This window comes from Pseudomonas sp. CFSAN084952 (assembly GCF_009648855.1).
GTDB classification, from domain to species: domain Bacteria; phylum Pseudomonadota; class Gammaproteobacteria; order Pseudomonadales; family Pseudomonadaceae; genus Aquipseudomonas; species Aquipseudomonas paracarnis.
Map to the genome: position 1 here is coordinate 4,376,790 of NZ_CP045767.1, position 21,905 is coordinate 4,398,694.

Annotated in this window: 23 protein-coding genes; 9 read left to right on the plus strand and 14 right to left on the minus strand. The window is 57.1% G+C overall.

Going from position 1 to position 21,905, the window contains the following annotated elements; all coding sequences use genetic code 11:
* The first annotated feature begins 67 nt into the window (after positions 1 to 67).
* The 5 genes from GH769_RS19890 (at position 68) to GH769_RS19910 (ending at position 3,907) form a co-directional block, all read left to right on the plus strand.
* Positions 68 to 1,081 carry a sensor domain-containing diguanylate cyclase gene (locus GH769_RS19890; protein WP_019817488.1) on the plus strand — a complete coding sequence of 338 codons (1,014 nt, stop codon included), beginning with the start codon at positions 68 to 70 and terminating at the stop codon, positions 1,079 to 1,081.
* Between the two features lie 110 nt (positions 1,082 to 1,191).
* Positions 1,192 to 2,442 carry an aspartate aminotransferase family protein gene (locus tag GH769_RS19895; RefSeq protein ID WP_153649878.1) on the plus strand — a complete coding sequence of 417 codons (1,251 nt, stop codon included), beginning with the start codon at positions 1,192 to 1,194 and terminating at the stop codon, positions 2,440 to 2,442.
* 144 nt (positions 2,443 to 2,586) lie between these two features.
* Complete coding sequence (locus tag GH769_RS19900) at positions 2,587 to 2,841, plus strand: type II toxin-antitoxin system Phd/YefM family antitoxin (RefSeq protein WP_003194039.1); 255 nt, start codon at positions 2,587 to 2,589, stop codon at positions 2,839 to 2,841.
* A complete protein-coding gene (locus GH769_RS19905; protein ID WP_014719853.1) occupies positions 2,838 to 3,092 on the plus strand; it encodes a Txe/YoeB family addiction module toxin in 255 nt (84 codons plus the stop codon). Before GH769_RS19900 ends, GH769_RS19905 begins: the two co-directional genes overlap by 4 nt.
* 98 nt (positions 3,093 to 3,190) lie before the next feature.
* Positions 3,191 to 3,907: a hypothetical protein gene (locus GH769_RS19910; RefSeq protein ID WP_032903659.1), complete on the plus strand. Its 717-nt coding sequence runs from the start codon at positions 3,191 to 3,193 to the stop codon at positions 3,905 to 3,907.
* Positions 3,908 to 3,917: 10 nt separating this feature from the next.
* On the opposite strand, the gene GH769_RS19915 is transcribed toward GH769_RS19910, so the two are convergent.
* The 7 genes from GH769_RS19915 to GH769_RS19945 all read right to left on the minus strand — a co-directional run bounded on the left by GH769_RS19915 (position 3,918) and on the right by GH769_RS19945 (position 11,797).
* Complete coding sequence (locus tag GH769_RS19915; protein WP_014719855.1) at positions 3,918 to 5,039, minus strand: aminotransferase class V-fold PLP-dependent enzyme; 1,122 nt, start codon at positions 5,037 to 5,039, stop codon at positions 3,918 to 3,920.
* Position 5,040: 1 nt separating this feature from the next.
* Positions 5,041 to 6,243 (minus strand): MFS transporter, encoded by a 1,203-nt coding sequence (locus GH769_RS19920; RefSeq protein WP_019817486.1) that lies wholly within the window; start codon positions 6,241 to 6,243, stop codon positions 5,041 to 5,043.
* Positions 6,243 to 7,493 (minus strand): ATP-grasp domain-containing protein, encoded by a 1,251-nt coding sequence (locus GH769_RS19925; RefSeq protein ID WP_014719857.1) that lies wholly within the window; start codon positions 7,491 to 7,493, stop codon positions 6,243 to 6,245. Before GH769_RS19925 ends, GH769_RS19920 begins: the two co-directional genes overlap by 1 nt.
* Before the next feature lie 14 nt (positions 7,494 to 7,507).
* A complete protein-coding gene (locus GH769_RS19930) occupies positions 7,508 to 8,479 on the minus strand; it encodes a proline dehydrogenase family protein (RefSeq protein ID WP_032903658.1) in 972 nt (323 codons plus the stop codon).
* Positions 8,480 to 8,483: 4 nt separating this feature from the next.
* Positions 8,484 to 9,548, minus strand: a complete 1,065-nt coding sequence (locus GH769_RS19935) for a fatty acid desaturase family protein (protein WP_014719859.1) — start codon at positions 9,546 to 9,548, stop codon at positions 8,484 to 8,486.
* 249 nt (positions 9,549 to 9,797) lie between these two features.
* Positions 9,798 to 10,514, minus strand: coding sequence for a LuxR family transcriptional regulator (locus GH769_RS19940; RefSeq protein ID WP_020302014.1), 717 nt, complete (start codon positions 10,512 to 10,514; stop codon positions 9,798 to 9,800).
* 197 nt (positions 10,515 to 10,711) lie between these two features.
* The gene (locus GH769_RS19945; protein WP_032903657.1) at positions 10,712 to 11,797 is read right to left on the minus strand and encodes a pyridoxal phosphate-dependent aminotransferase; all 1,086 of its coding nucleotides are present in this window, start codon (positions 11,795 to 11,797) and stop codon (positions 10,712 to 10,714) included.
* A 211-nt stretch (positions 11,798 to 12,008) separates the two neighbouring features.
* Between GH769_RS19945 and GH769_RS19950 the strand changes: the two genes are divergently transcribed.
* The 4 genes from GH769_RS19950 to GH769_RS19960 all read left to right on the plus strand — a co-directional run bounded on the left by GH769_RS19950 (position 12,009) and on the right by GH769_RS19960 (position 14,763).
* Positions 12,009 to 12,614 (plus strand): helix-turn-helix transcriptional regulator, encoded by a 606-nt coding sequence (locus GH769_RS19950; RefSeq protein ID WP_003194047.1) that lies wholly within the window; start codon positions 12,009 to 12,011, stop codon positions 12,612 to 12,614.
* Positions 12,601 to 13,464, plus strand: a complete 864-nt coding sequence (locus GH769_RS19955; protein WP_014719862.1) for a queuosine precursor transporter — start codon at positions 12,601 to 12,603, stop codon at positions 13,462 to 13,464. The genes GH769_RS19950 and GH769_RS19955 overlap by 14 nt, the downstream gene beginning before the upstream one ends.
* 163 nt (positions 13,465 to 13,627) lie before the next feature.
* On the plus strand, positions 13,628 to 13,930 hold the full coding sequence (locus tag GH769_RS29495) for a transposase (RefSeq protein WP_014717988.1): 303 nt from the start codon (positions 13,628 to 13,630) through the stop codon (positions 13,928 to 13,930).
* Positions 13,931 to 13,938: 8 nt separating this feature from the next.
* Positions 13,939 to 14,763, plus strand: a complete 825-nt coding sequence (locus tag GH769_RS19960; RefSeq protein WP_372242399.1) for an IS3 family transposase — start codon at positions 13,939 to 13,941, stop codon at positions 14,761 to 14,763.
* A gap of 54 nt (positions 14,764 to 14,817) precedes the next feature.
* Here the strand turns inward: GH769_RS19960 and queC are convergent, their stop codons facing one another.
* The 7 genes from queC to GH769_RS19995 form a co-directional block, all read right to left on the minus strand.
* Entirely contained in the window at positions 14,818 to 15,516 is a 699-nt protein-coding gene (queC, locus tag GH769_RS19965) for a 7-cyano-7-deazaguanine synthase QueC (protein ID WP_014719863.1), read from the minus strand.
* 153 nt (positions 15,517 to 15,669) lie between these two features.
* A complete protein-coding gene (gene cyoE, locus GH769_RS19970; RefSeq protein WP_019817484.1) occupies positions 15,670 to 16,557 on the minus strand; it encodes a heme o synthase in 888 nt (295 codons plus the stop codon).
* 11 nt (positions 16,558 to 16,568) lie between these two features.
* Positions 16,569 to 16,904, minus strand: a complete 336-nt coding sequence (gene cyoD, locus GH769_RS19975) for a cytochrome o ubiquinol oxidase subunit IV (RefSeq protein WP_003194051.1) — start codon at positions 16,902 to 16,904, stop codon at positions 16,569 to 16,571.
* Positions 16,904 to 17,530, minus strand: a complete 627-nt coding sequence (locus tag GH769_RS19980) for a cytochrome o ubiquinol oxidase subunit III (RefSeq protein ID WP_003194052.1) — start codon at positions 17,528 to 17,530, stop codon at positions 16,904 to 16,906. Before GH769_RS19980 ends, cyoD begins: the two co-directional genes overlap by 1 nt.
* 3 nt (positions 17,531 to 17,533) lie before the next feature.
* Positions 17,534 to 19,552, minus strand: coding sequence for a cytochrome o ubiquinol oxidase subunit I (gene cyoB, locus GH769_RS19985; protein ID WP_005791254.1), 2,019 nt, complete (start codon positions 19,550 to 19,552; stop codon positions 17,534 to 17,536).
* Positions 19,553 to 19,555: 3 nt separating this feature from the next.
* Positions 19,556 to 20,497, minus strand: a complete 942-nt coding sequence (cyoA, locus tag GH769_RS19990; RefSeq protein ID WP_003194054.1) for a ubiquinol oxidase subunit II — start codon at positions 20,495 to 20,497, stop codon at positions 19,556 to 19,558.
* A 794-nt stretch (positions 20,498 to 21,291) separates the two neighbouring features.
* Positions 21,292 to 21,798 carry a disulfide bond formation protein B gene (locus GH769_RS19995; RefSeq protein WP_014719865.1) on the minus strand — a complete coding sequence of 169 codons (507 nt, stop codon included), beginning with the start codon at positions 21,796 to 21,798 and terminating at the stop codon, positions 21,292 to 21,294.
* Positions 21,799 to 21,905: the final 107 nt, after the last annotated feature.

A 21,905-nucleotide genomic window follows, 5' to 3' on the forward strand; every position in this document is an offset into this window, starting at 1 on the left:
CAGCCACGGAGTATCGGCGTCAACCATGACTGGCCTTGGGCGCCAGCCCCCCGCAGGAAGCGCGCAGATGGACGATACATCCGGCAAAGAACCGCTACGCAATGAGGTGTCCGACCTTAACGTCGACCTGTTGCACGCCATCATGGAACTGGTCAGTGATGGCATCTGGGACTGGAACGCCAATACCGGCTTCGTCTACCGCAATCCCGGCTGGTACGAAATGCTTGGCTACTCCCACCACTCCCTGGAAAACAGCGTCTTCACCTGGGAGAACGTGATCCACCCCGAGGATTACCCTCGCGTGATGGCGGTGTTCGATGACTACATCAGCCAACGCGCCGCTCATTACCGGGCCGAATACCGTTGCCGAAAAGAAGACGGTACGTACCTCTGGATCGAGGACCGCGGCTACGTCATTGCACGCAACCCCGACGGTTCCGTGGCGCGCATGGTCGGCGCACACCGCGATATCCATACGCGCAAATGCTCCATCGAACAGTTGCAAAAGCGCAACCAGTCTCTGGAAGCGCTGGTCGCGGAGCGCACCCTCGAGTTGTCGCGCGTCAACCAGCAACTGCAATTGCAACTGGACGAAAACCGCTCTTTGGCCGAGCGGGACGCCCTGACGCGCATCGCCAATCGGTACCGCCTGGAAAAGGTGCTGCTGGAGGAATGCGACCGCGCCGAGCGCTTCCGCCTGCCCTTGGCACTGGTGGCCATGGATGTCGATGACTTCAAGCCGATCAATGACCAATACGGCCACGGCGTCGGCGACCAGACGCTGATACGGGTAGTGGAACACCTGGAAGCCTGCGTACGTAAAAGCGACCTGCTGGCGCGTTGGGGCGGCGACGAGTTTATGGTGGTGCTGCCCAAAAGCAGCCTGGACACGGCCAAAGAGTTGGCCGAAAGGATTCGCCATAAAATCAAGGCGGCGGCCCCCTTGGGCGCGTTGAACGTTACCCTGAGCCTGGGCGTAGTAGAGCGGCGCATGGGGGAATCGCCGGCGGCGCTGATGGCGCGGGCCGATCAAGCCTTGTACCGATCCAAGGCGGCGGGCAAGGATGGGGTGTCGGAATAGGCCGCAGCTCCTTCCAAGGTGGAATGAACCGGCAACTTTATTTCGTTTGCGGCAAGGCCAGGCGCGCGGCTTAGATAGCGCTGCGCCCACCACTGCCGAGTCCCCGAGTCATGAGCTACGCTAGCATCAGCCAGTCGATTTCCATCGTTCACCCCATCAGCCTGAGCCACGGTAAAAACGCCGAAGTCTGGGACACGGCGGGCAAGCGTTACATCGACTTTGTCGGCGGTATCGGCGTACTCAACCTGGGCCATTGCCACCCGGCCGTGGTGGCGGCCATTTGCGAGCAAGCCACCCGGCTAACCCATTACGCGTTCAACGCCGCACCGCATACGCCCTACATCGAGTTGATGCAACGTCTCAGCGCCTTTATCCCGGTGGGATACCCCGTCAGCGGCATGCTCACCAATAGCGGTGCCGAGGCGGCGGAAAACGCCCTGAAGATCGCCCGTGGTGCCACCGGGCGCACGGCGGTGATCGCCTTTGACGGCGCCTTCCACGGGCGCACCCTGGCGACCCTCAACCTCAACGGCAAGGTCGCGCCCTACAAGCAGAAGGTCGGTGTACTGCCCGGCCCTGTGTATCACCTGCCCTACCCCAGTACCGATAACGGCGTGTCCTGCGCCGAAGCGCTGAAGGCCATGGAGCGTCTGTTCAGCGTGGAGATCGACGTAACCGATGTGGCCTGCTTCATCATCGAGCCGGTACAGGGCGAAGGCGGTTTTCTCGCCTTGGACACTGAGTTCGCCCAGGCGCTGCGGCGCTTCTGCGACCAGCACAACATCCTGCTGATCATTGATGAAATCCAGTCGGGTTTTGGTCGCACCGGCCAGCGTTTCGCCTTCTCGCGCCTGGGCATCGAGCCGGACCTGCTGCTCGGCAAAAGCATCGCCGGCGGCATGCCGCTGGGGGCGGTGGTCGGGCGCAAGGCGCTGATGGACAACCTGCCCAAAGGCGGCCTGGGCGGTACCTACTCGGGTAATCCCATCGCCTGTGGGGCGGCGCTGGCGACCCTTGAGGTGATGAGCGACACAAACCTGCACGCCTGGGGCGTCGCGCAGGCGGCCGCGATTGTGGGCCGCTATGAAGCCTGGCGCGCACAGCAACTGTCGCCCTACCTGGGCCGCCTCACCGGTGTCGGCGCGATGCGGGGCATTGAACTGGCCCATGCCGACGGCACACCCGCCCCCAAGCAACTGGCGCAACTGCTGGAGCTGGCGCGAGAGGCTGGCTTGTTGCTGATGCCCAGCGGCAAGTCGCGGCACATCGTGCGCTTGCTGGCCCCGCTGACCATTGAGCCTGAGGTGTTGGAGGAAGGTCTGGATATTCTCCAGGCGTGCCTCGAAGAACTGGACGAGTAACATGTATCAACAGGTTGGACGCTGCTCCACTCAGTCGTTGAGCTTGTTCGTGAAGTCCGGGCGAGGTGGATGACCGTTGATAAGATTCCCGTTGTGGATATGTACGTATTTCTGTACGTTAAACCCACCCAACAAGGAGTCCCCATGGAAACTATCAACTACACCAACGCCCGAGCCCATCTGTCCGAAACGATGGACCGCGTCAACGATGATCACGTCCCACTTCTACTGACTCGACAAAAAGGCGAGCCCGTGGTGATGATCTCGTTATCAGAGTTCAATGCTCTGGAAGAGACGGCTTACCTGCTGCGCTCGCCTAAAAATGCCGAACGTCTCATTAACTCAGTCAACAGCTTACGAGCAGGCAAAGCCAAGCCAAGGCGGTTGATTGAAGAATGAAAATACTCTTTACCCCTGAAGGCTGGGACGACTACCTCTGGTTTCAACAGAACGACAAAGCCGGGCTCAAGCGCATCAATCTCTTGATCAAGGCCATACAAAGAGACCCGTTCGGCGGCGTGGGGAAGCCTGAACCCCTCAAACATAACCTGAGTGGTTTCTGGTCTCGACGAATCACCGCGGAGCATCGTTTGGTTTATGGCATCGAGGATGATGAAGTACAAATATTGATGTGCCGCTACCACTACTGAAATTATTCTGACGCCCCAGCCACCTTGACCTGATCCCCCCACCCGCTGAAAATGCCCGACGTTTTTTGTCTCTCCGCATACTACGCAGTGAAATTTTAATGTCTGATTCCTACACCGAAAAATCCGCCGAAGAATCCGTAGTCGCCCTGCACGCCAAAGCCGAATACGAAAACGCCATCAATCTTTCACAGCATGTGCCAGCCGCCAAGATCATCAGCGAGATGGTGCTGGACGCGTTTCACACCTCCAAAGAAAGCGACCAGATCCGCGAGCTGCGCGTTGCCATCCGCCAGGCCCACGATGCCTTCGATGATGACAAAGCCTATGAGCTGATGGGCCAGCTCAAGCAATTGAAAGACGCCGAAGCCGCAGACAACGCCGCCCTGGAACACCTGAGCAGTCAGTTCTCGATCAGCCGCATCCTGTCCAGCTTCAAGGACGATCCCGAGTTCCAGGAACTGGTCTATGGCCTGGCCCTCAAGGTGCTTAACCAGTCGCACCAGGCCATCAGCAACCCGAGCGCCGGCAAGGGCAAAGCTGCACGCACCAAGAAAGACACCGAAGTGTTTGTAATCAGCAAAGATGGCATCAGCGTCACCCTGCCGCTGCGCACGCCGCGCTCCAAGCTCAATGTGGACCGCGAAGCACTGGAGTTCCTGGGCTTCACCTTTGTAGGCGAAGGCAGCGAGGCGGAGCTTGCGAGCGAAACCTTCATCGACAACAGCGGCGCCGAGCAGCCGGTCACGCGCAAGAGCATCGTGACCGCGCTGCAACAGCAAAGCGCCTTTGACGGCTACGCCATCGCCGCCCAGTAAGTGCCCAACACTACAAACTTCGCAGGGTCAAAAGAGCCTGCTCGACCTGGGCGAGAGTGATATGCCGGCCCACCGAGGCACGCACAAAGTGTGTGACGCCCAGGTCCTTAAGCAACAACGGAGTGTGAGCGGTGGTGCCTGCCCACAAGTTGAGCCCCAGCTCGCGGGCTTGGCCGACAAATGCCTTGGCCGGCAGGTTGTGCGGCACAAACGAGACAATTCCAGTCTGCTCGAACTGGTCGCACATTAGCGTCAACTGCGGCAGGCGCCGCAATTCCTTCGCCAGCAGCGCATAGGGCTCTGTACTCACCTGCCCGCCGCCGACCTGCACATACTCCTGCAGCGCCGTATGCATGCCCACCTGAGCCGAGAGGCTTTTTTCAGCAATTTCCAGCACCCGCGCACTGGCCACGTCCAGCCGGTTGACCTGGCCATCGGTGCTGGCGGCGTGCAAGTCGGCAAAATTGAGCTGCAATTGGCCAAGCAAGCGTGGCGACACGTAAGCAACCCCACTGCCACGGGGCCCGCAGAGAAACTTGCGGCCCGCACCTGTCAACAAATCACAATGGATATCCCGCACATCCAGCGGTAACTGCCCCAACGACTGGCAGGCATCCACCACATACAACGCATTCGCGTCCTTGAGCAACGCGCCCAGCGCTTCCACCGGATTGATCACCCCACAGCACGAAGGCAGGTGCGACACACTGACCAGGAACACATCATCGTCCAAATGACGCCGCACCCACTCCAGATCCAGCGGGCTGGTGGCCGTGGTGGGGATCACTTCGACGCGAATGTCACTCGATAACTTGAGGTAGTTGAAGAAGATCAGGTTGGCCGCGTACTCAGAAGTTGATACCCAGACCCGCTTGCCCCGGGGAAATTGCAGTTTGCCGAGGATGCTGGTCCAGGCTTCGGTGGCACTGCTGAAAAAACCAATCTGTGAAGGCTGAGCATTCAACAGCCCGGCCATCACTCGGTACAGGTCGACGTTGAGCAACTCTTCATAGGCAAGCTCGGCTTCATAGCTGCCTATCTGCGCTTCAATGGAGGTAAAACGCTGTATAGCATTGAGCGTGGCCGACGACATCAGGCCCGCACCGGCGGTGTTCAAATGCACCCTATTCATTTCATGCTTCCTTGTTCCACAAAACAGCCGATCCTTTCATCACGCCCACTGCCACTGCGAACAACAGCAATACCGTACCCGCCAGCAGCCACGGCGACGGCAGGGATGGCTGTGACATCAGCATGAACGCCAGCGGCGGTGTGATCATCACGCCGATATTCACCCCCGCCGAGTAATAGCCGAGGTTGCGGTCAACGGTGTGACGGCTGGAGATACTGCTGACGTAGTGGGTGATACCGGGGAACACAACCATCTCCCCCAGGCTCCAGAGCACGGTGGCGGCCAGCAACAATGCACCGATATGGCTGAAGCCCATCAGGAAAAACCCTACGCCGGCCATCAGGAAACCCGCCACCAGTGAGCGACTGCTCGACAGGTGCGACATGCGTTGGTTAATCGGTACTTCGAATAGAATCACCAGCAGTGCATTGATAAAAAAGATGATGCCGACGTAGTAGGCCGGCAACTCGGTGTAGTTGATGATGTAGGCCGACAGAAACGTTGGCGGCAGCGCATAGGCGATGTGCACCGGCAACGCTGCCAGCAGAATCACCAGCAAGCGCGAACGCTCGTGCATTGCGCTTTCCGGCAGCCCATTGCCTTTACTGGCAACGCCAGCCCCTTGTGTCACCGGCACCGTACGCCCAAACCACAGGCAGGCGATAAAGGCGACAAGGGACAACGCCGCGTTGAGGTAGAACACCGCATCGGCGTTACTCAGGAAAATCAGGCTGCCCAAGAGCGGCCCGATTGCCATGCCGATGTTGATCGCCAGGCGGTTGCAGGAGAACGCCACTTTGCGCGATTCGCTACTGCTGTGAGCCACTGTTTCGGAGAACGTGGCGGGGGTGAATGCTTCGTAGCAGCCCCCCCATAGAAACGACAGCACAAACAACACCACGGTGTTATCCACCGACGGAATGATCAGCAGCAGCACCGCATTGAGCAGTAACGAACCGAGGATCACCCGATTGGCAGAAAAACGCTTGATCACCCCGCCGATGATCAAGTCCACAAACAACGCACCCGCGCCATACACGCCCACCAGCAAACCTGCGGTGCCCGCCGATACGGCGTGCTGATGAATCAGGTACGCCGCATAGAAAGGGAACGCCATGGTGCCCATGCGGAACACCAAGGTGATCAGGAACAGCAACTGCAAGCGGGCATTGAGCCCACGTAAAGCGCGATAGGTGCCCATCATCAGCGGATCACATAGACGTGGTCTTTGTTCTGGCGAATCTGCTCGTAATCCTCGTCGATACTGCGCTGGCTCTCCGATACCAGAAACACCCGCAGAGGGCTGCTGAGCAGGTCCACGGTCTTTTTCATCAACTTACCGGCCTTGTATTTGACGCTCAGCTTATGCACCGAGGGCAGCGCCTCGATCAGTTGGATAGCTGAGTCGTTGAAGCCAGTGACCTCACCTTGCAGCGTAGTATCGGTGTTGATGACACAGGCTTCCTTGAGCTTTTGATAGCGCTTGCCGGCATAGTTTGCCTTGAACGCCTCACCATCGCAGTACGCCAGATAGGTGAGCTGCGCCTGGTTGCCGCCCAGGCTGATGTCGTGGAATCGGGGCTCCATGTTGCCGTTCAAGCGAGCACCGACTTCTACCAGCGCAGGGCCGGCTTCAGTGAGGATCACTTCCGAATGGGCTGGGCCGTTATTGATACCCAACGCCTTGAGCGCCTGCACGATGTAATCGACCAGTACGTTGGCCTCGGCACTGTCCGGCGCAATCAGAACGTCACGGTCATAGATGTTCTTGCCGCCACTGATTTCACGCTTCACATAACGCCAGATCCCACAGACGTAGGCCTGCCCATCACGGCTGACGGTATCGACGATATACTCCGGGCCCTTGAGGTAGGACTGGCAAAGAATTTCGGTGTTGGCCAGGCCGAAGATATCCAGGTTGGATATGACTTCCTCACAGGCGCGCTTGACGTCCTCGACGTTGTGGCAGATCGAGACGCCGTCTGTCGAAGCCGAGCTCAGCGGTTTGATCACGCACGGAAACACATGGCCGGCCTCTACCCAAGCCAGCAGTTGCTGGGGGTCCGAGGATTTGATCTGGCGGGCGGTCAACAGGCCCGCGGCCGCGACTTTATTGATCATCTCAAACTTGTCGCGGCGCGCACGTGACCCCGCGCTGCCGTTGGAAGTGGACAACTGCAGTTGTTCGCTCAAGTAGTCGGCAAATGGCACGCCTGGCTCCTGGCCAGCAATGACGGCGACTACGTTGAATTCGCGCAGGCGTTGCACGATCTCTTCAGCGTTGTCGTTGAACGCCAAATTGTGTTCGAACTCCGACAGATTCGGCCCGAGCATGCTCGGCATCAACTCTGGGGTACTCTGTACATGGATCAGGCTGAAGCCCGCATCCCGAAAATATTGCGGCAGGAAATTACCGCTCGAGTAGACATCCACCAATGCGACGTACTGCTTCATAAGAATGTCCTTTTTCAGTAATGAGTGGCGGTTTCAGAGGCCCGTGGCGAAGCCACGTCATCCAGCGCCAGGAAAATGTTCTGCGGAAACTCAGCCACACGGTGCAACAGGTGCAGGTACCAATTGATGCCATACACCGCCGACACGCGGGCCTTGACCTGACCCTGGTTTTTCACCTTCTGAATCAATTCAGGGCGCACACCGTGAAGCATCTCCAGCTCGCCTCGGTCGGCGATGCGGCTGGTGAGGATTTCTTCAACCAGCTGTGGGTCCTGGGTCGCGAAAGCGAACGGGCCACGGCCGCCATTGATTCGGTCCAGCAACCCCAGGTAACGCTCGTTGAGCGCATTGCCACGCGGTAAAGCAATCGCGGCAGGCTCAGCATAGACGCCTTTGACCAAGCGTACTTTGCAGCCAGTTTCCAGGACCGCCCCGAGGTCATCCGGGGTTCGATTCAATTGCGCCTGCAAGGTGATACCCACGTTGGGAAAGCGCCCGCTCAGTTGCAGGAAGATATCGAGGATCGAATCCGTCCATTGAGAACGCTCCATACTGATGATCACACCGATATCCTTATCGGCTGCATGGGTGAGGATCTTCGAGCAGTTCTCAATCGCCAGTTCGCGGGAAATGATGGTGCCGACGTTGGACAGGTCGAACCCCAGCTGCGGGGGTTCTTCAAGCTTGGGATGCTGTGCAATCAAGTCGATGAGTTTCAGGTACTCATCGGTAGCCGTGGTGACCTCGGCTAATGTCGTCGCTTCCTCGCCAACGAACTCGACACCGGTGCGATAGCCTTTCTCCAGCAGGGCCCCAAGCTTATCAAGCATCTCCAGGCGATCTTCGGAGATGATGTAACGAAGAGCGGCGGGCCGCAGGAAATCGCGCAGCGTCTCGCTCTGCAGGAACAAATCGCGATAGGTTTTGTTTGCCGCCAGTTTCTTCAGGGCCAGGGTTGCCAGCAGGCTGTTGTCGGTCGTGTTCATGGCATTAAACCCCGTAGGACTGGTTGAGCATACGACGTGCGAAACTCGAATCGTCGGTGTGGTTGGCAATCTTGTGAGCGCGGAACTTGGACGCGTAACTGAGCAACGTTTCCTTGTGGCGGCTCTGCCGATCACGGGTAAAGATCCCGGCCCACAGGTTGTCCCAGCGCGCGTACTCAGGGTGAGTCATCAGCAGCTTATGAGCCTTGCGCATATTCCAGTGGGGAATGGACGGATGTAGGTGGTGCACGAGGTGGTAATTGTCGTCGTGGCGACCGAAAAAGAAGTTCTCCAAAACATTGCCTTTACGGTTGCGGGTCAGCAACAACTTGTCGGTCTCAACCGCCGGCATCGGATAATGCTCGGCCAACTCGATGATCCAGCCTACGGCCACGGCGGTGGTAAACAGCGGCACCAGCCAGAACAACACCCATTCAGCGACCACCCCAAACCAGGCGACCACAGCAAAAATTACCGCCCAATAAGCCCACATCATCATGCGTTCCTTGCGGATGCGCGGGTCTTGCCCCTGGACACGGTCCTTGACCACATACTTGATGTACTGAAGGGTTCTGTAGCCGGATAGCGCCATCACGACGTTCTTCAAGAAGAACTCGCGCTCGCTTTGTTGAAGGTCATACAGGCCGCACTTGAGATGGAAATTGTAGTCAGGGTCTTTTTCTGGATGCCCCAAGTGCACGTGGTGGTTCTTGATGTGCGAAGTGCTGTAGGACTGGTACAAGTGGAAGACCAGATACCCAGAAAGAAACGTACCGGCAAACCAGTTGATCGCACGGTTTTTTGCCAACACCTTGTGGGTTGACTCATGTAGTACGTTAGTCAAAGCGCGTTGGGTGGTGCCGATTAGAAACAGCGATACCGGGTAGAACCAATAGCTGATGCCCAACGACAGGTAAATGGCAAACGCAATAATTGCATAGTCCTTACCCAGTGCGATGGCCCAGTGATAGTTATCTTTTTTACACAAGTGTTTAAGCATCCCGAATGTTTCCCGGGAAATACCGGCAGCGTATTCGCTAGCAGGTTCTTTGTTTTTATCGACCAGCATAATCACTCCATAATTAAGCGGCGCGCTGCAGCACTCGATCCGCGCAGGGCGAAGATGATTTTTTGAGTGCTGCGCCTATTGTTTTTTTTGCCTGAGCTAGACTCATCGGCTGCAAAAAAACTAAAGCACCGCTTAACAGTGAACAAGCTGCCCTTTTAGACAGGTAGCGCCAAATCACGCGCGCACGCGCGCGCTCGCCGATGAAAATTCATCGGCGAGCGCGGTATTTTTACGAGGGAGGCTTGCCGATCAGGCCTGTTCGCGGATGTAGCCCAGTTGCAAGGCTTTACGGATTGCGGACTTGCCGTTGGTGACATTCAACTTGCTGAAGATATTCTTCATATGAAACTTTACCGTACGCGGGCTCATGGAGACCAAGAGCGCTATTTCGTTATAGGTCTTGCCCAGACTGGTCCAGGACAATACCTCTGTTTCGCGAGGCGTCAGCACGGTTTCCCGTACAACAGGGGCAAGCGAGGTTGCACCACTTTCCAGCGCCTCGTCGTAAACCGAGACCAGCAGCATCTGCAGTTCGCTTTTGTTGGCCAGCACTCTTTCGCGAAACTGTTGATGCTCTCCGAAACTGCACAGGTTGAGAATGGAATAAAAACCCTGGTTGCCATGCACAATAAAACTGGCGCCCTCGCCCACAGGCGCACACGGCCCCGGCACCGGCACCGCTTCTGCCGCAGGGGCCAGGATGTTTTCATCGCTCCAGAAAAACGGTTTTATGCGGCGCTTGGACAAGGACAACAAATGACCGCGTTGGTAAAAATCATCCGCCGCGTCACCGCGGTCCAGCGCATCGGGGTAATTGGTGATGATTTCCGCTTCGTCCAGCGTCGGCCCGCATTGATAAACCTCGAAATGCCCGAGGCCACGTCGACTCAGCTCGGCATCGAGCAATTGACGCACATCAGCGGGCTGAATGAGCGTGTTGTTATTGGCTTGACCATCGCTTCGCATGAATATCATCCCTGATGAGTGACAACGGGGTGAAGCTAGCGATCTGACGGAAGTGCTTCAATCCGGAAGCTTCTGATCAGAGCCGACCCACTCCGTAGGAAATTTCTCTAAACAGGGGAAAGAATGAAACACGCCTGACGGCCTTGTCCAGTGCTTCCGATGGCGAACCGACCGTGAGCAGCTATAGCGCCGCCTGATCAGACCACCTGCGTCGCAAAGGCCTCGCGAAAACGCTCCATCTCCCGCGAGTTGCCCACCGTCACCCGCACCCAATGCGGCCAGTCCTTCCATACCCGCCCAACCAACACATTCTGCGCCGCCAACTGCTCAATCACCTGCTCTGCCGGCCGCTTCACGTCGATCATGAAGCAGTTGCTGTGGGAGACGGTGCAGCTAAAGCCCCGACCCTTGAGCCACGCGATTGTTTCATCGCGCAACCTGGCATTGAGCGCTTTGCGTTGGCCCACCAGTTGCGCGTCTTCCAGGCTGGCACGGGCGGCCAGCAAGCTGGCGCCGGCCGGGACGTTGTCGCCGCCAAACACCGCCAACCGCTCCAGCAACGCCGGGTGGCCGATCGCCAGGCCCAGGCGCGCACCGGCCATGCCGTAGATCTTGGAGAAGGTGCGCAGCACCAGCAGGTCGTCGTGGTCGTTCACCCAACTCACGCAACTGGGGGTATCGCAGAATTCGATATAAGCCTCGTCCACCACCAGCACGCTGCCCTTGGGTTTGTGCGCCAGGGCCCGCCGGATGGCATCGGTCGAGGTCAGGGTGCCGGTCGGGTTGTTGGGGTTACACAGGTACAACATGCCGGCCTGTGGGTCAGCCGCGAGCATGGCGGGCACATCATGGGCATGCTGGGCATCCAGGTTCACTTCATGCACCGGCGCCTTGATCGACTCGGCCGCCTGGCGCGGGACTTCGTAGGACGGCGTGGCCATCACCAGGCCGCGGGTCTGGCTGGCAAACGCCAGCACTGCGTAACGCAAGGCAGCCATCGAGCCGGCAAACACCCCGACGTTGTCTTCGGCTATACCCTGTTGTTGGGCGAACAGCGCGGCCAATGCGTACATATCGGGGTAAGGGTAACGTCCGGACGTTGCAATCGCGCGCTGCATTGCCTGGCGAGCCGCGTCTGAAGGGCCGTAGGGGCTTTCGTTGTAATTGAGCAGCACCTGGTCAGATTTTGTCGGCGCTGGGCTGGCGAGGGCCCATTTGAGCTGCCCCATCACAGGCAGGGCCGCGCCCAGCGCGAGAAGGGATCGACGACTGACACGCACCATGGTGACTACTCCTTGTAGAGGCGCGAGGGATTCGCGCAGGCCGTATAGAAGACTATGACGAGAAAGCCGTTGCCTGATTTACCACCAAGGCGTATCCCTGCACTCAGCACTTTATTGTTATAGCGGGCGCATGCAACACTTTCACTGCCGCGAACCTTCAAGAACGGGTTCTGCCGGCATGGACTGATGACTAAATGGAAGTGGTGAGCACTTGATACACAGACGGGAAAAAACCGAGCACTTGAAGAGCAACATCAAGTACTTGATCAAGAGTCGTGGCGAAACCCAGCTTTCGTTAAGCAGTGCCGCCGGCCTGACCAGGACCACCATCTACAACATCCTGGAAGGCAAGGTCGTTAACGTACAGCAGTCGACCATTCGCAAAATCTCGGACTTCTTCGGCGTCTCCTACGAAGAAATCGAGACCATCAGTTTTGAGGCCAAGGAAGTCATCGAGAGCAATGTTTCCCCACTGGGTAACAAGAACCCGGCGGCAGTGCCTGTGCTCAAGGAAAGCCTGCTCATGCAGAACCTGGGCAAGCGCATCGGTGAACTGGCCACGCTTCATCCGCTGACGTATTACTTCGGCAGCGCCTGCAACTTGATCGGCGTGCGCCTGGAGCACGGGATTCCGGGCCTCAATGAACCGGGGGACTTGCTGATCGTGCAGAAAGGCTCGTCGAGCGACGATAAAGAAAAGCTGGTGTACGACCGCGCCACCAAGAAGCTGTTCATCACCCTCGAACCCTGCGGGAACTCAGAGCGTTTGTGTGTCATCGGCGACATCCTTGAGGAGCGCTTCAATGACAACGTCTGAGGGCGCCGTGGAAAACAGCAAATACAAGTTACTGGGCTTTGAAAACGACAAACGCCTGGCGGTGATCATGGTGATCGCCACGGGCAAGGTCCTCAAGATCAAGCTGAGTGAAGTGCTCAGCAGTGAAATGATGGACAACTTCAACAAGATGGAAATCAAGAACCTGTACAAAAAGTTCTACTCCCAAGGCGGGACACTGACCGCCTACGATATAAACGACCGCAATGAAAACTCCTGGATGATCTACATCATCCTGAACTTGCTGCTGTTCACCTTCTATATCTTCACCAGCATTGCCGCGACCAAACCGATTTACCTGGAGTCGTTGGGCATCATCGTCACGCCGGGCACGTTCCTGTACCCGCTGACCTTCTTGATCGTGGACTTGCTCAACGAGAATTTTGGCTTGCGCCTGGCCAGGCGAGCCATTCTGTTTGCGTTTGCCAGCAACGCGATGATCATCATCCTGCTGTATGGCTCCACGTTCCTGCCGGGGCTACCGGGCTGGAAGCTGGATGGGCCTTATACCGACGTGATCCTGCAAGTGTCGTCGGTGCTGGTGGCCTCTTCGGTGTCGTTCTTGGTGTCGGAGAATATAAATTCCTATTTGCTGTGCAAGATCAAGGAGCTGACCAACTCCAGGTACCTATACCTGCGGATATTCCTCAGTACGTTCTTTGCAGTGATTATCGACAGCTTCCTGTTCTGCTTTATCGCCTTCTACGGGGCGATGCAGACCAGCGACATACTCAGCATGATCTATGTACAGATCGCGATCAAAGTCGGCTTTGCGTTCTTCAACATCCTGCCTGCCTACGGGGCACGTTCATTGTTCAAGCGCTATCAATAATCCTGTAAGAGCGAGCTTGCTCGCGAAGAACCCGAGCGCGCCGCGTTCAACCCGATGCGCTGCGTTATCGTTGACGTTCTTCGCGAGCAAGCTGAACTGGCCTAATGATTTTGGACACTTCAATCGGGCGTTATGATAGCGCCCAAATCTGAGGTGTTTGGATATGCGTAAATCTTATTCGAGTGAGTTCAAGCTCAAGGCTGCCAGCATGGTGCTGGATGAAGGCCAGCCGGTTACTGAGGTCTGTGCCAGCCTAGATATCGGCCCCACTGCTCTACGCCGCTGGGTCGATCAAGTGCAGAAAGAACGCCTGGGTTCGACCCCGGTAGGGGCCAAGGCGATTACCGCTGATCAGCGAGAAATCCAGAGGCTCAAAGCCCTACTCAGGGAGAAAGACCTGGACATTGAAATCCTAAAAAAGGCCAGTGCTCTCCTGCTTTTGGACGCCAAAGATCATTCACGCTGATCGATGAGCTGGACGAGAAATACGGCGTTAAAAGGTGTTGCCGGGCGTTTGGGATCAACCGTAGTAGTTTCTACGCCTGGCGCCAGCGCCAGGGCAGAGCAAATCCTGAACGGGACAAGCTCAAAGCCGCGCTGGTCAAGCACCACAGGGCGTCCAGAGAGTCGGCCGGCGCACGTACTTTGTCCAAGGAGCTAAAAGCCAAAGGGCATCGTATCGGACGTTATATGGCTCGCAGTTTGATGCGCGAAGCTGGCATCGCTAGCCGTCAGCGCAGGCGCCATAAGTACAAGTCGCCGGGCGTTGAGGCATTGGTTGCGCCGCACGTGCTCAAGCGAAAATTTGATGTAACGGCGGTTAACCAGGTGTGGTGTGGCGACGTAACTTACATCAAGGTCGGCAAGCGATGGATGTACTTCGCCGCCGTTCTGGATTTGTACGCTCGGAGGATCGTGGGTTGGTCGTTCTCGATGATTTCTGATGCCAATCTGACCTGCGAAGCGCTACGCATGGCGGTTGAGCTACGCGGCCGCCCCCAGGATGTGTTGTTTCATTCAGACCAAGGTTGTCAGTACACCAGTCATAAATTCCGAAACGAGCTTGTGAAACACGGATTTAGACAAAGTATGAGCCGTAAAGGCGAGTGCTGGGACAACGCCCCCATGGAGCGTTTCTTTGGTAGTTTGAAATCAGAGTGGGTTCCTGAAACGGGCTACAAACTGGAACATGAGGCCCGGGCAGACGTGCAGCGCTATGTCTCGCGCTACAACATCAGCAGGCCTCACAGCTACAACGACTACCGGTCGCCGGTCGCGAAGGAAAGGTTGGTGGCGTGAACCTTAATCGGTGTCCAAGATTACTTGACCAGTTCAAGCTCGCTCCTACAAGGGTTATTTCAGCTGCAACTTGTGCTTGAGGCTCTGCATGACAGTTGTCTTGTTCTGCAGGTAGTCATTCAAGCCCCGAGCGCGCAGGTTGCACGCGTCACACTCGCCACAGCCGGTACCGATGATGCCGTTGTAGCAAGTCAGCGTCTGCTCGCGCACCAGCTCCAGTTGCCCGTGGTAGTCGGCCAGGGCCCAGGTTTCGGCCTTGTTCAGCCACATCAACGGGGTGTCGAGGCGCACGTCGTATTCCATGCCCAGCTTGAGGGCCTGGTTGAGTGCTTTGACAAACTCATCCCGGCAATCGGGGTAGCCTGAGAAGTCGGTTTCGCACACACCGGTGATGACGGTCTCGGCCTTCACTTGATAGGCGTAGATCGCAGCCAGGGTCAGGAACAGGATGTTGCGCCCCGGCACAAAGGTACTCGGCAGGCTTTCACCCGAGCTGTTCACGGTCGGTACCGGGATGTTGTCGCGCGTCAGGCTGCTGATCGCCAGCTCATTGAGCAGGGACACATCCATCACTTTGTGCACAGTGGCCCCCAACTGCTTGGCCAGCTTCTGGGCCACTTCGATTTCTGCCACATGGCGCTGGCCGTAATCAAAGGTAATGCAGTGCACTTCGTCATACAGCGGCAGGGCCTGGATCAGACAGGTGGTCGAATCCTGCCCGCCACTGAAGACCATCACGGCTTTTTTACTCATTGCATTGCTTCCTGCATTTGTAGAATTGGGATGTAGGAGTGCGCTCGCTCGCGAAAAACGTCAACGATAACGCAGCGTATCCGGTTTAGCGCAGCGCTCAATAAAAAACCCCGCACGACTTTCGAAGGCGGGGCTTTTTTACTGCAAGACCACTCAGTGGGCGTAGGTCAGCAACAGCTCTTTCGGCACTTGGAAATCCAGGGACATCATCACGCTGAGCGCGGTGATGGTGAAAATCGAGAACACGAACAGCTTGCGCGCCCAGACGGTGTCATCCACCGCCTTGTAGCCGGTCCAGGCCATGTACAACCAGTACATGCCCATGGCGGCGGCGACGGCGAGGTAGCTCATGCCGGCGTAGCCACTGAAGGTCAACATCAAGGTCGCCACGAGGAAGGCCAGGATGTAGAGCAGGATGTGTTTCTTGGCCACCTGGATGCCACGCTTGACCGGCAATACCGGAATCGACGCAGCCAGGTAGTCATTGAAGCGGAAAATCGCGATGGCGTAGGAATGCGGCATCTGCCACAGGCTGAACATCACCAGCAGCACCAGCGCGGCCATGTCGAAGCTATTGGTCACAGCCACATAACCAATCACCGGCGGCATCGCCCCCGACAGACTGCCCACCAGCGTGCCGTGAACCGACTTGCGCTTGAGGTACAGGCTGTAGAGACCGACGTAGATGACAAAGCCAATCACGGCAAACAGCGCCGCCAATGGGTTGGCCACCTTGTACAACAGGGCCACACCGGCAACACCCAGGACGGTCGCAAAGATCAGTGCCAGCTTCAGGGAAATAAGCCCCTGGACCAGCACGCGATTCTTGGTGCGCTCCATCTTGATGTCGATGTCACGGTCGATGCAGTTGTTGAATACGCAACCGGAAGCAACCACCAGGGACGTACCGATCATTGCAGCCAGGAAGATGGCCAGATCGACATGTCCCTTGGAGGCCAGGAAGAAACCGCCCGCCACAGAAAGCACGTTACCGAAAATGATCCCCGGTTTGGTGATTTGGATAAAGTGCTTAAGCGACATCGGGTCTTACCTCACTTCGCCATCATGTAGGTGTGGATGCTGAACATGATCCACAGCGACAGACCAACCAGCAGAACGATCACCAGGCCTGCGAACACAAACGCGATCACGTTCTCGCGCTGCTCTTTGGAGCGGTCCAGGTGCAGGAAGTACACCAGGTGAACCAGAACCTGAATCACCGCGAACGCCAGGACGATCATCAAGGTGATCGACTTCGGCAAGGTTGGGTACATCACCAGGCCGAACGGGATCAGGGTCAGGATGACCGACAGGATGAAGCCGATGGCGTAAGACTTTACGCTGCCGTGGCTTGAATCGTGGCTGTCATGGGAGTGTGCATTAGCCATTACAGAGTCCCCATCAAGTAAACGACGGTGAATACGCAGATCCAGACCACGTCCAGGAAGTGCCAGAACAGGCTCAGGCAGCTCAGGCGGGTCTTGTTGGTGTTGGTCAGGCCGTGCTTATTGACCTGATACATCATCACTGCCATCCACAGCAGGCCAGCGGATACGTGCAGACCGTGGGTGCCGACCAGCGTGAAGAACGCCGACAGGAAACCGGAACGGTGCGGGCCGTAGCCTTCGGAGATCAGCAGGTGGAACTCGTTGATCTCCATGCCGATGAAGCCCAGGCCGAACAGGAAGGTCAGGCCCAGCCAGCTCAGTACGCCCTTCTTGTTGCCCTTGTAGAAGGCCAACATGGCGAAGCCGTAGGTGATCGAACTGAACAACAGCAAGGCGGTTTCGCCGAGCACGTAAGGCAGTTCGAAGATGTCGTGGCCCGACGGGCCACCCGCTACGTTGTTTACCAGTACCGCGTACACCGCGAAGATCGACGCAAACAAGATGCAGTCGGTCATCAGGTAGAGCCAGAAACCGTAGACGGTTATTGGCCCCGAGTCGTGGTGGTGGTCATCGTGCCCATGGTCATCGACATGGGCGTGTCCAGCATTGGTCACTAAGTTCGACATGGTTTAAGCCTGTTCCAACGAGGTTTCTACACGGTTGGCCGGGATCTTCTTCTCGGCTACCAGGCGAGCGTGCTGCTCGGCTTCGATGCGTTCGATCGTTTCGACCGGCACCATGTAGCCTTGATCATCACGGGCAGCGTGAATGATGAAGTAACCGATAGTGCCCACCAGGCTCGCGATTGCCAGCCACCAGATGTGCCAGATCATCGCGAAACCGAACACGGTCAACAGCGCACCCATCACCACGCCGGTGGCGGTGTTGTTTGGCATGTGGATCGGCTCGTAGTGCTTGGGCTTCTGGTACGCAGTACCGTCTTCCTTGGCTTCGGTGAACGCATCAATGGTGTTCGCAGTCGGGATCACAGCGAAGTTGTAGAACGGTGGTGGCGACGAGGTCGACCATTCCAGGGTATGGCCGTTCCATGGATCGCCGGACTCGCACATGTTCTTCTTGCGATCACGCACGCTGACATACAGCTGGATCAGCTGGCAGGCGATGCCCACAGCGATCATCACCGCACCGAACATGGCAACGTACAGGTACGGTACCCACTCAGGGTTGGTGGTGGCGTTCAGACGACGGGTCATGCCCATGAAGCCCAGTGCATAGAGCGGCATGAACGCGACGAAGAAGCCCGAGATCCAGAACCAGAACGCAGCCTTGCCCCAACCTTCGTGCAGCTTGAAGCCGAACGCTTTCGGGAAGTAGAAGCTGAAACCAGCGATGTAGCCGAATACCGCACCACCGATGATCACGTTGTGGAAGTGAGCGATCACGAACAGGCTGTTGTGCAGCACGAAGTCAGCACCCGGGATGGCCAGCAGTACGCCGGTCATGCCGCCGATGGCGAAGGTCACCATGAAGCCCAGGGTCCACAGAACCTGGCTGGTCATGCGCAGACGACCGTGGTAGATGGTGAACAGCCAGTTGAATAGCTTCACCCCCGTCGGGATGGAAATCAGCATCGTCGCCAGGCCGAAGAAGGCGTTGACGCTGGCCCCCGAACCCATGGTGAAGAAGTGGTGCAGCCATACCATGAAGCCCAGTACGGAGATTGCGCCCGAGGCGTAGACCATCGAGTGGTGACCGAACAGGCGCTTGCCGGTAAAGGTCGAGATCACTTCGGAGAAGATACCGAACGCCGGCAGGATCAGGATGTACACCTCAGGGTGACCCCATGCCCAGAACAGGTTCACGTACATCATTGGATTGCCACCAAGTTCATTGGTGAAAATGTGGAAATCCAGGTAACGGTCAAGCGACAGCAGCGCCATGGTAGCGGCCAGGATCGGGAACGAAGCCACGATCAGCACGTTTGCCCAGGTGCAGGTCCAGGTGAAGATCGGCATGTCCATCAGTTTCATGCCAGGGGCGCGCATTTTCAGGACGGTGGCCAGGAAGTTGACCCCCGTCAATGTCGTCCCGAGTCCTGATAACTGTAGCGCCCAGATGTAGTAGTCCACACCCACGCCCGGACTGTATTGCAGCCCCGACAATGGCGGATACGCAACCCAACCGGTCTTGGCGAATTCGCCGACGCCCAGGGAAACGTTGATCAGCACCACGCCGGAAACCAGCAGCCAGAAGCTCAGGGAGTTCAGGAACGGGTAGGCAACGTCACGCGCACCAATCTGCAGCGGCAAGGCAAGGTTCATCAAGCCGGTGAAGAATGGCATCGCCATGAAGATGATCATGATCACACCGTGAGCGGTGAAGATCTGGTCATAGTGTTCAGGTGGCAGGTAGCCAGGCGAACCTTCGGTGGCCATGGCCAACTGGGTACGCATCATGATGGCGTCGGCAAAACCACGCAGCAGCATGACCATGGCAACGATGACGTACATGACGCCGATTTTCTTGTGGTCGACCGAGGTCAACCACTCGGTCCACAAGTAGGACCACTTCTTGAAATAGGTGATACCCGCAACCAGCGCCAAACCACCCAGCGCGATCATGGCGATAGTCACCATTACGATCGGCTCGTGGAATGGGACCGCGTCCCAACTTAATTTACCAAACATCGTTTACTCCTCTGCCCCAGCAGTTGAATGCGCGCCCGTATCAGAACCTTCAACCACGGCCACTTCTTTCTTCTCGTGCTTGACCGGCTTGCCTGGCTTCATACCTTCGTACTTGTCGACGATTTTCTGAAACAGGTCCGGCTCATACGCGGAGTACAAGGCGACAGGGTTGTTCTGGCTCGGTTTGGTCAGAGCATCGTATTCAGCTTGATCAAGCTGTTTAGGTGCGGCCTTGACTGCAGCTACCCAGGCGTCGAAATCTTCCTGGCTTGTCGAGATCGCTTTGAATTTCATGCCGGTGAAGCCAGCGCCGCTGTAGTTGGCGGAGATGCCTTCCATTTCAGCTTTCTGGTTGGCGATCAGGTGCAGGCGGGTCTGCATGCCTGCCATCGCGTAGATCTGGCCACCCAGTGCTGGGATGAAGAACGAGTTCATCACGGCGTCGGAGGTGATCCGGAAATTAAGCGGGGTGTGCTCCGGGAAGCGGATCTCGTTGACAGTGGCGATACCCAGGTCCGGGTAGATGAACAGCCACTTCCAATCCAGCGCGACCACTTGGATGTTCACAGGCTTGACGTCGGACTCCAGCGGACGGTACGGGTCCAGCGCGTGGGTCGACTTATAGGTGATGTAACCCAGGGCGATGATGATGAGGATCGGAACCAGCCACACCGCGATCTCGATCTTGGTGGAGTGCGACCACTTCGGCGCGTAGGTAGCGCTGGTGTTGGACGCGCGGTATTTCCAGGCGAAGGCGAAGGTCATCACGATCACAGGCACCACAACCAGCAGCATCAGCAGGGTAGCGGTGATGATCAGGTTTCGTTCATCCAGACCGACCTGTCCTTTTGGGTCGAGCAAGGTCCACTTGCAGCCTCCCAGCATTAACATCATGCCAAGCAGCGGCAAAAAGCCTAGTAATCGGGGGTACCTGTTTTTACTCATCTCACGACCTCTAAAGCAGCTTGCGCAATGCAGTTGGGTTTTGATCGCCAACACTTCACCCTGCCAAGGGTTGGCATTTCTCTTCGATTGAATAAGAGCCTGCCCGACACGTCATGACTGTACGTTTCACGGACCTGCAGTGAGTTCTTATTCGATTTCGTGGCTAAAGGCCTTGTTACAGACCAATTCCATTTGGTGCGGATAGTTGAAAGGCTGCCGGAACCTGGGGTCGCATTGAGCCTTCCATCTGCTCCTCGACCGCTCCAATGCTCAAATATTGAACAGCACCGGACATTCAGTGCGGGCGATTGTAGTTAGCTAGCGATGTATAAACCATGTCTTATAAAGAAATAATTTTTATCGATTCCAGCAACAATCCTTCACCAAAGTTGCAAAGATTCGCGATCTTATCGTGTTCGATTCTCAACAAAAACCACAAAAATTGCCGTGTTATTGGGCACAGTGCCACTTCCCTTACGGCTTGTAAGGGCATGCGGATGCCGTCCAAGTCCCCATAAAACAAGGCATTCATAGAGGCAGCAGGGGTTGGAGCCGCACACAAATCGGGCCACTGCACGAACCACGAACTGACAGCACAATTTGTGCGCCGGGTGCAAATTAAAGGGCCGATTTGGCGGGTCAGAAACGTCCTGCGACAGCGTCCGTGTGACAACATGTCGCACGCTGCGCGCACCTTCCGTTGCCCCTCGTCACGGTGCTTTCACAAATCCCTACAAACAAAAACGCTCCGGCCTTCATTCAGAAGGAACGGAGCGTTTGGCAGCCGCGGCGACTCAGGCTTTGGGGTGACGGTTGCGATAGATGCACAGGGGCACCAGGATCGCCGTCAGCACGAATGCCACCAGTGCCCATTGGGCCAGGGACAGGCCGAGGATCGGTGGGTAGGGGGTGCTGCAGAAGCCGTCGACCTGGAAGCCCAGGGGAAACACCTTGGCCAGGGGCAGGTCGTCGACGATCGGCTGCAACACATCGATGCCGCAGCTGACCTGGGGGAAAAACTGGGTGTACACATGGTGGCCGGCCGCAGCCACGCCACCCAAGGCGCTGAGCACCACCCACCCTTCAAAGAACGTCAGCGCGCCCTTGGTGCGCATGGCGGCGCCGATGAACGCAAAGAGCGCAATCAGCAGCAAGGCGTAGCGCTGCAGAATGCACAGCGGGCACGGCGCTTCGCCCAGCACCACTTGCATGTACAGCGCCCCGCCAATCAGCGCCAGGCAGATGATGCCCAGCAACACCAGAAAGCGCCGCTCCCTGCCTAAACGCATGTCGTCAATCATCCCCGTCTTTCCCTTTCTCTGATTATGGTTGTGCCTGATGGCAACGAGTTTACACACAGGCAGTGGTTAAAACAGAGGGGGGTTAACAGCGGATTAATCGTGGCAAA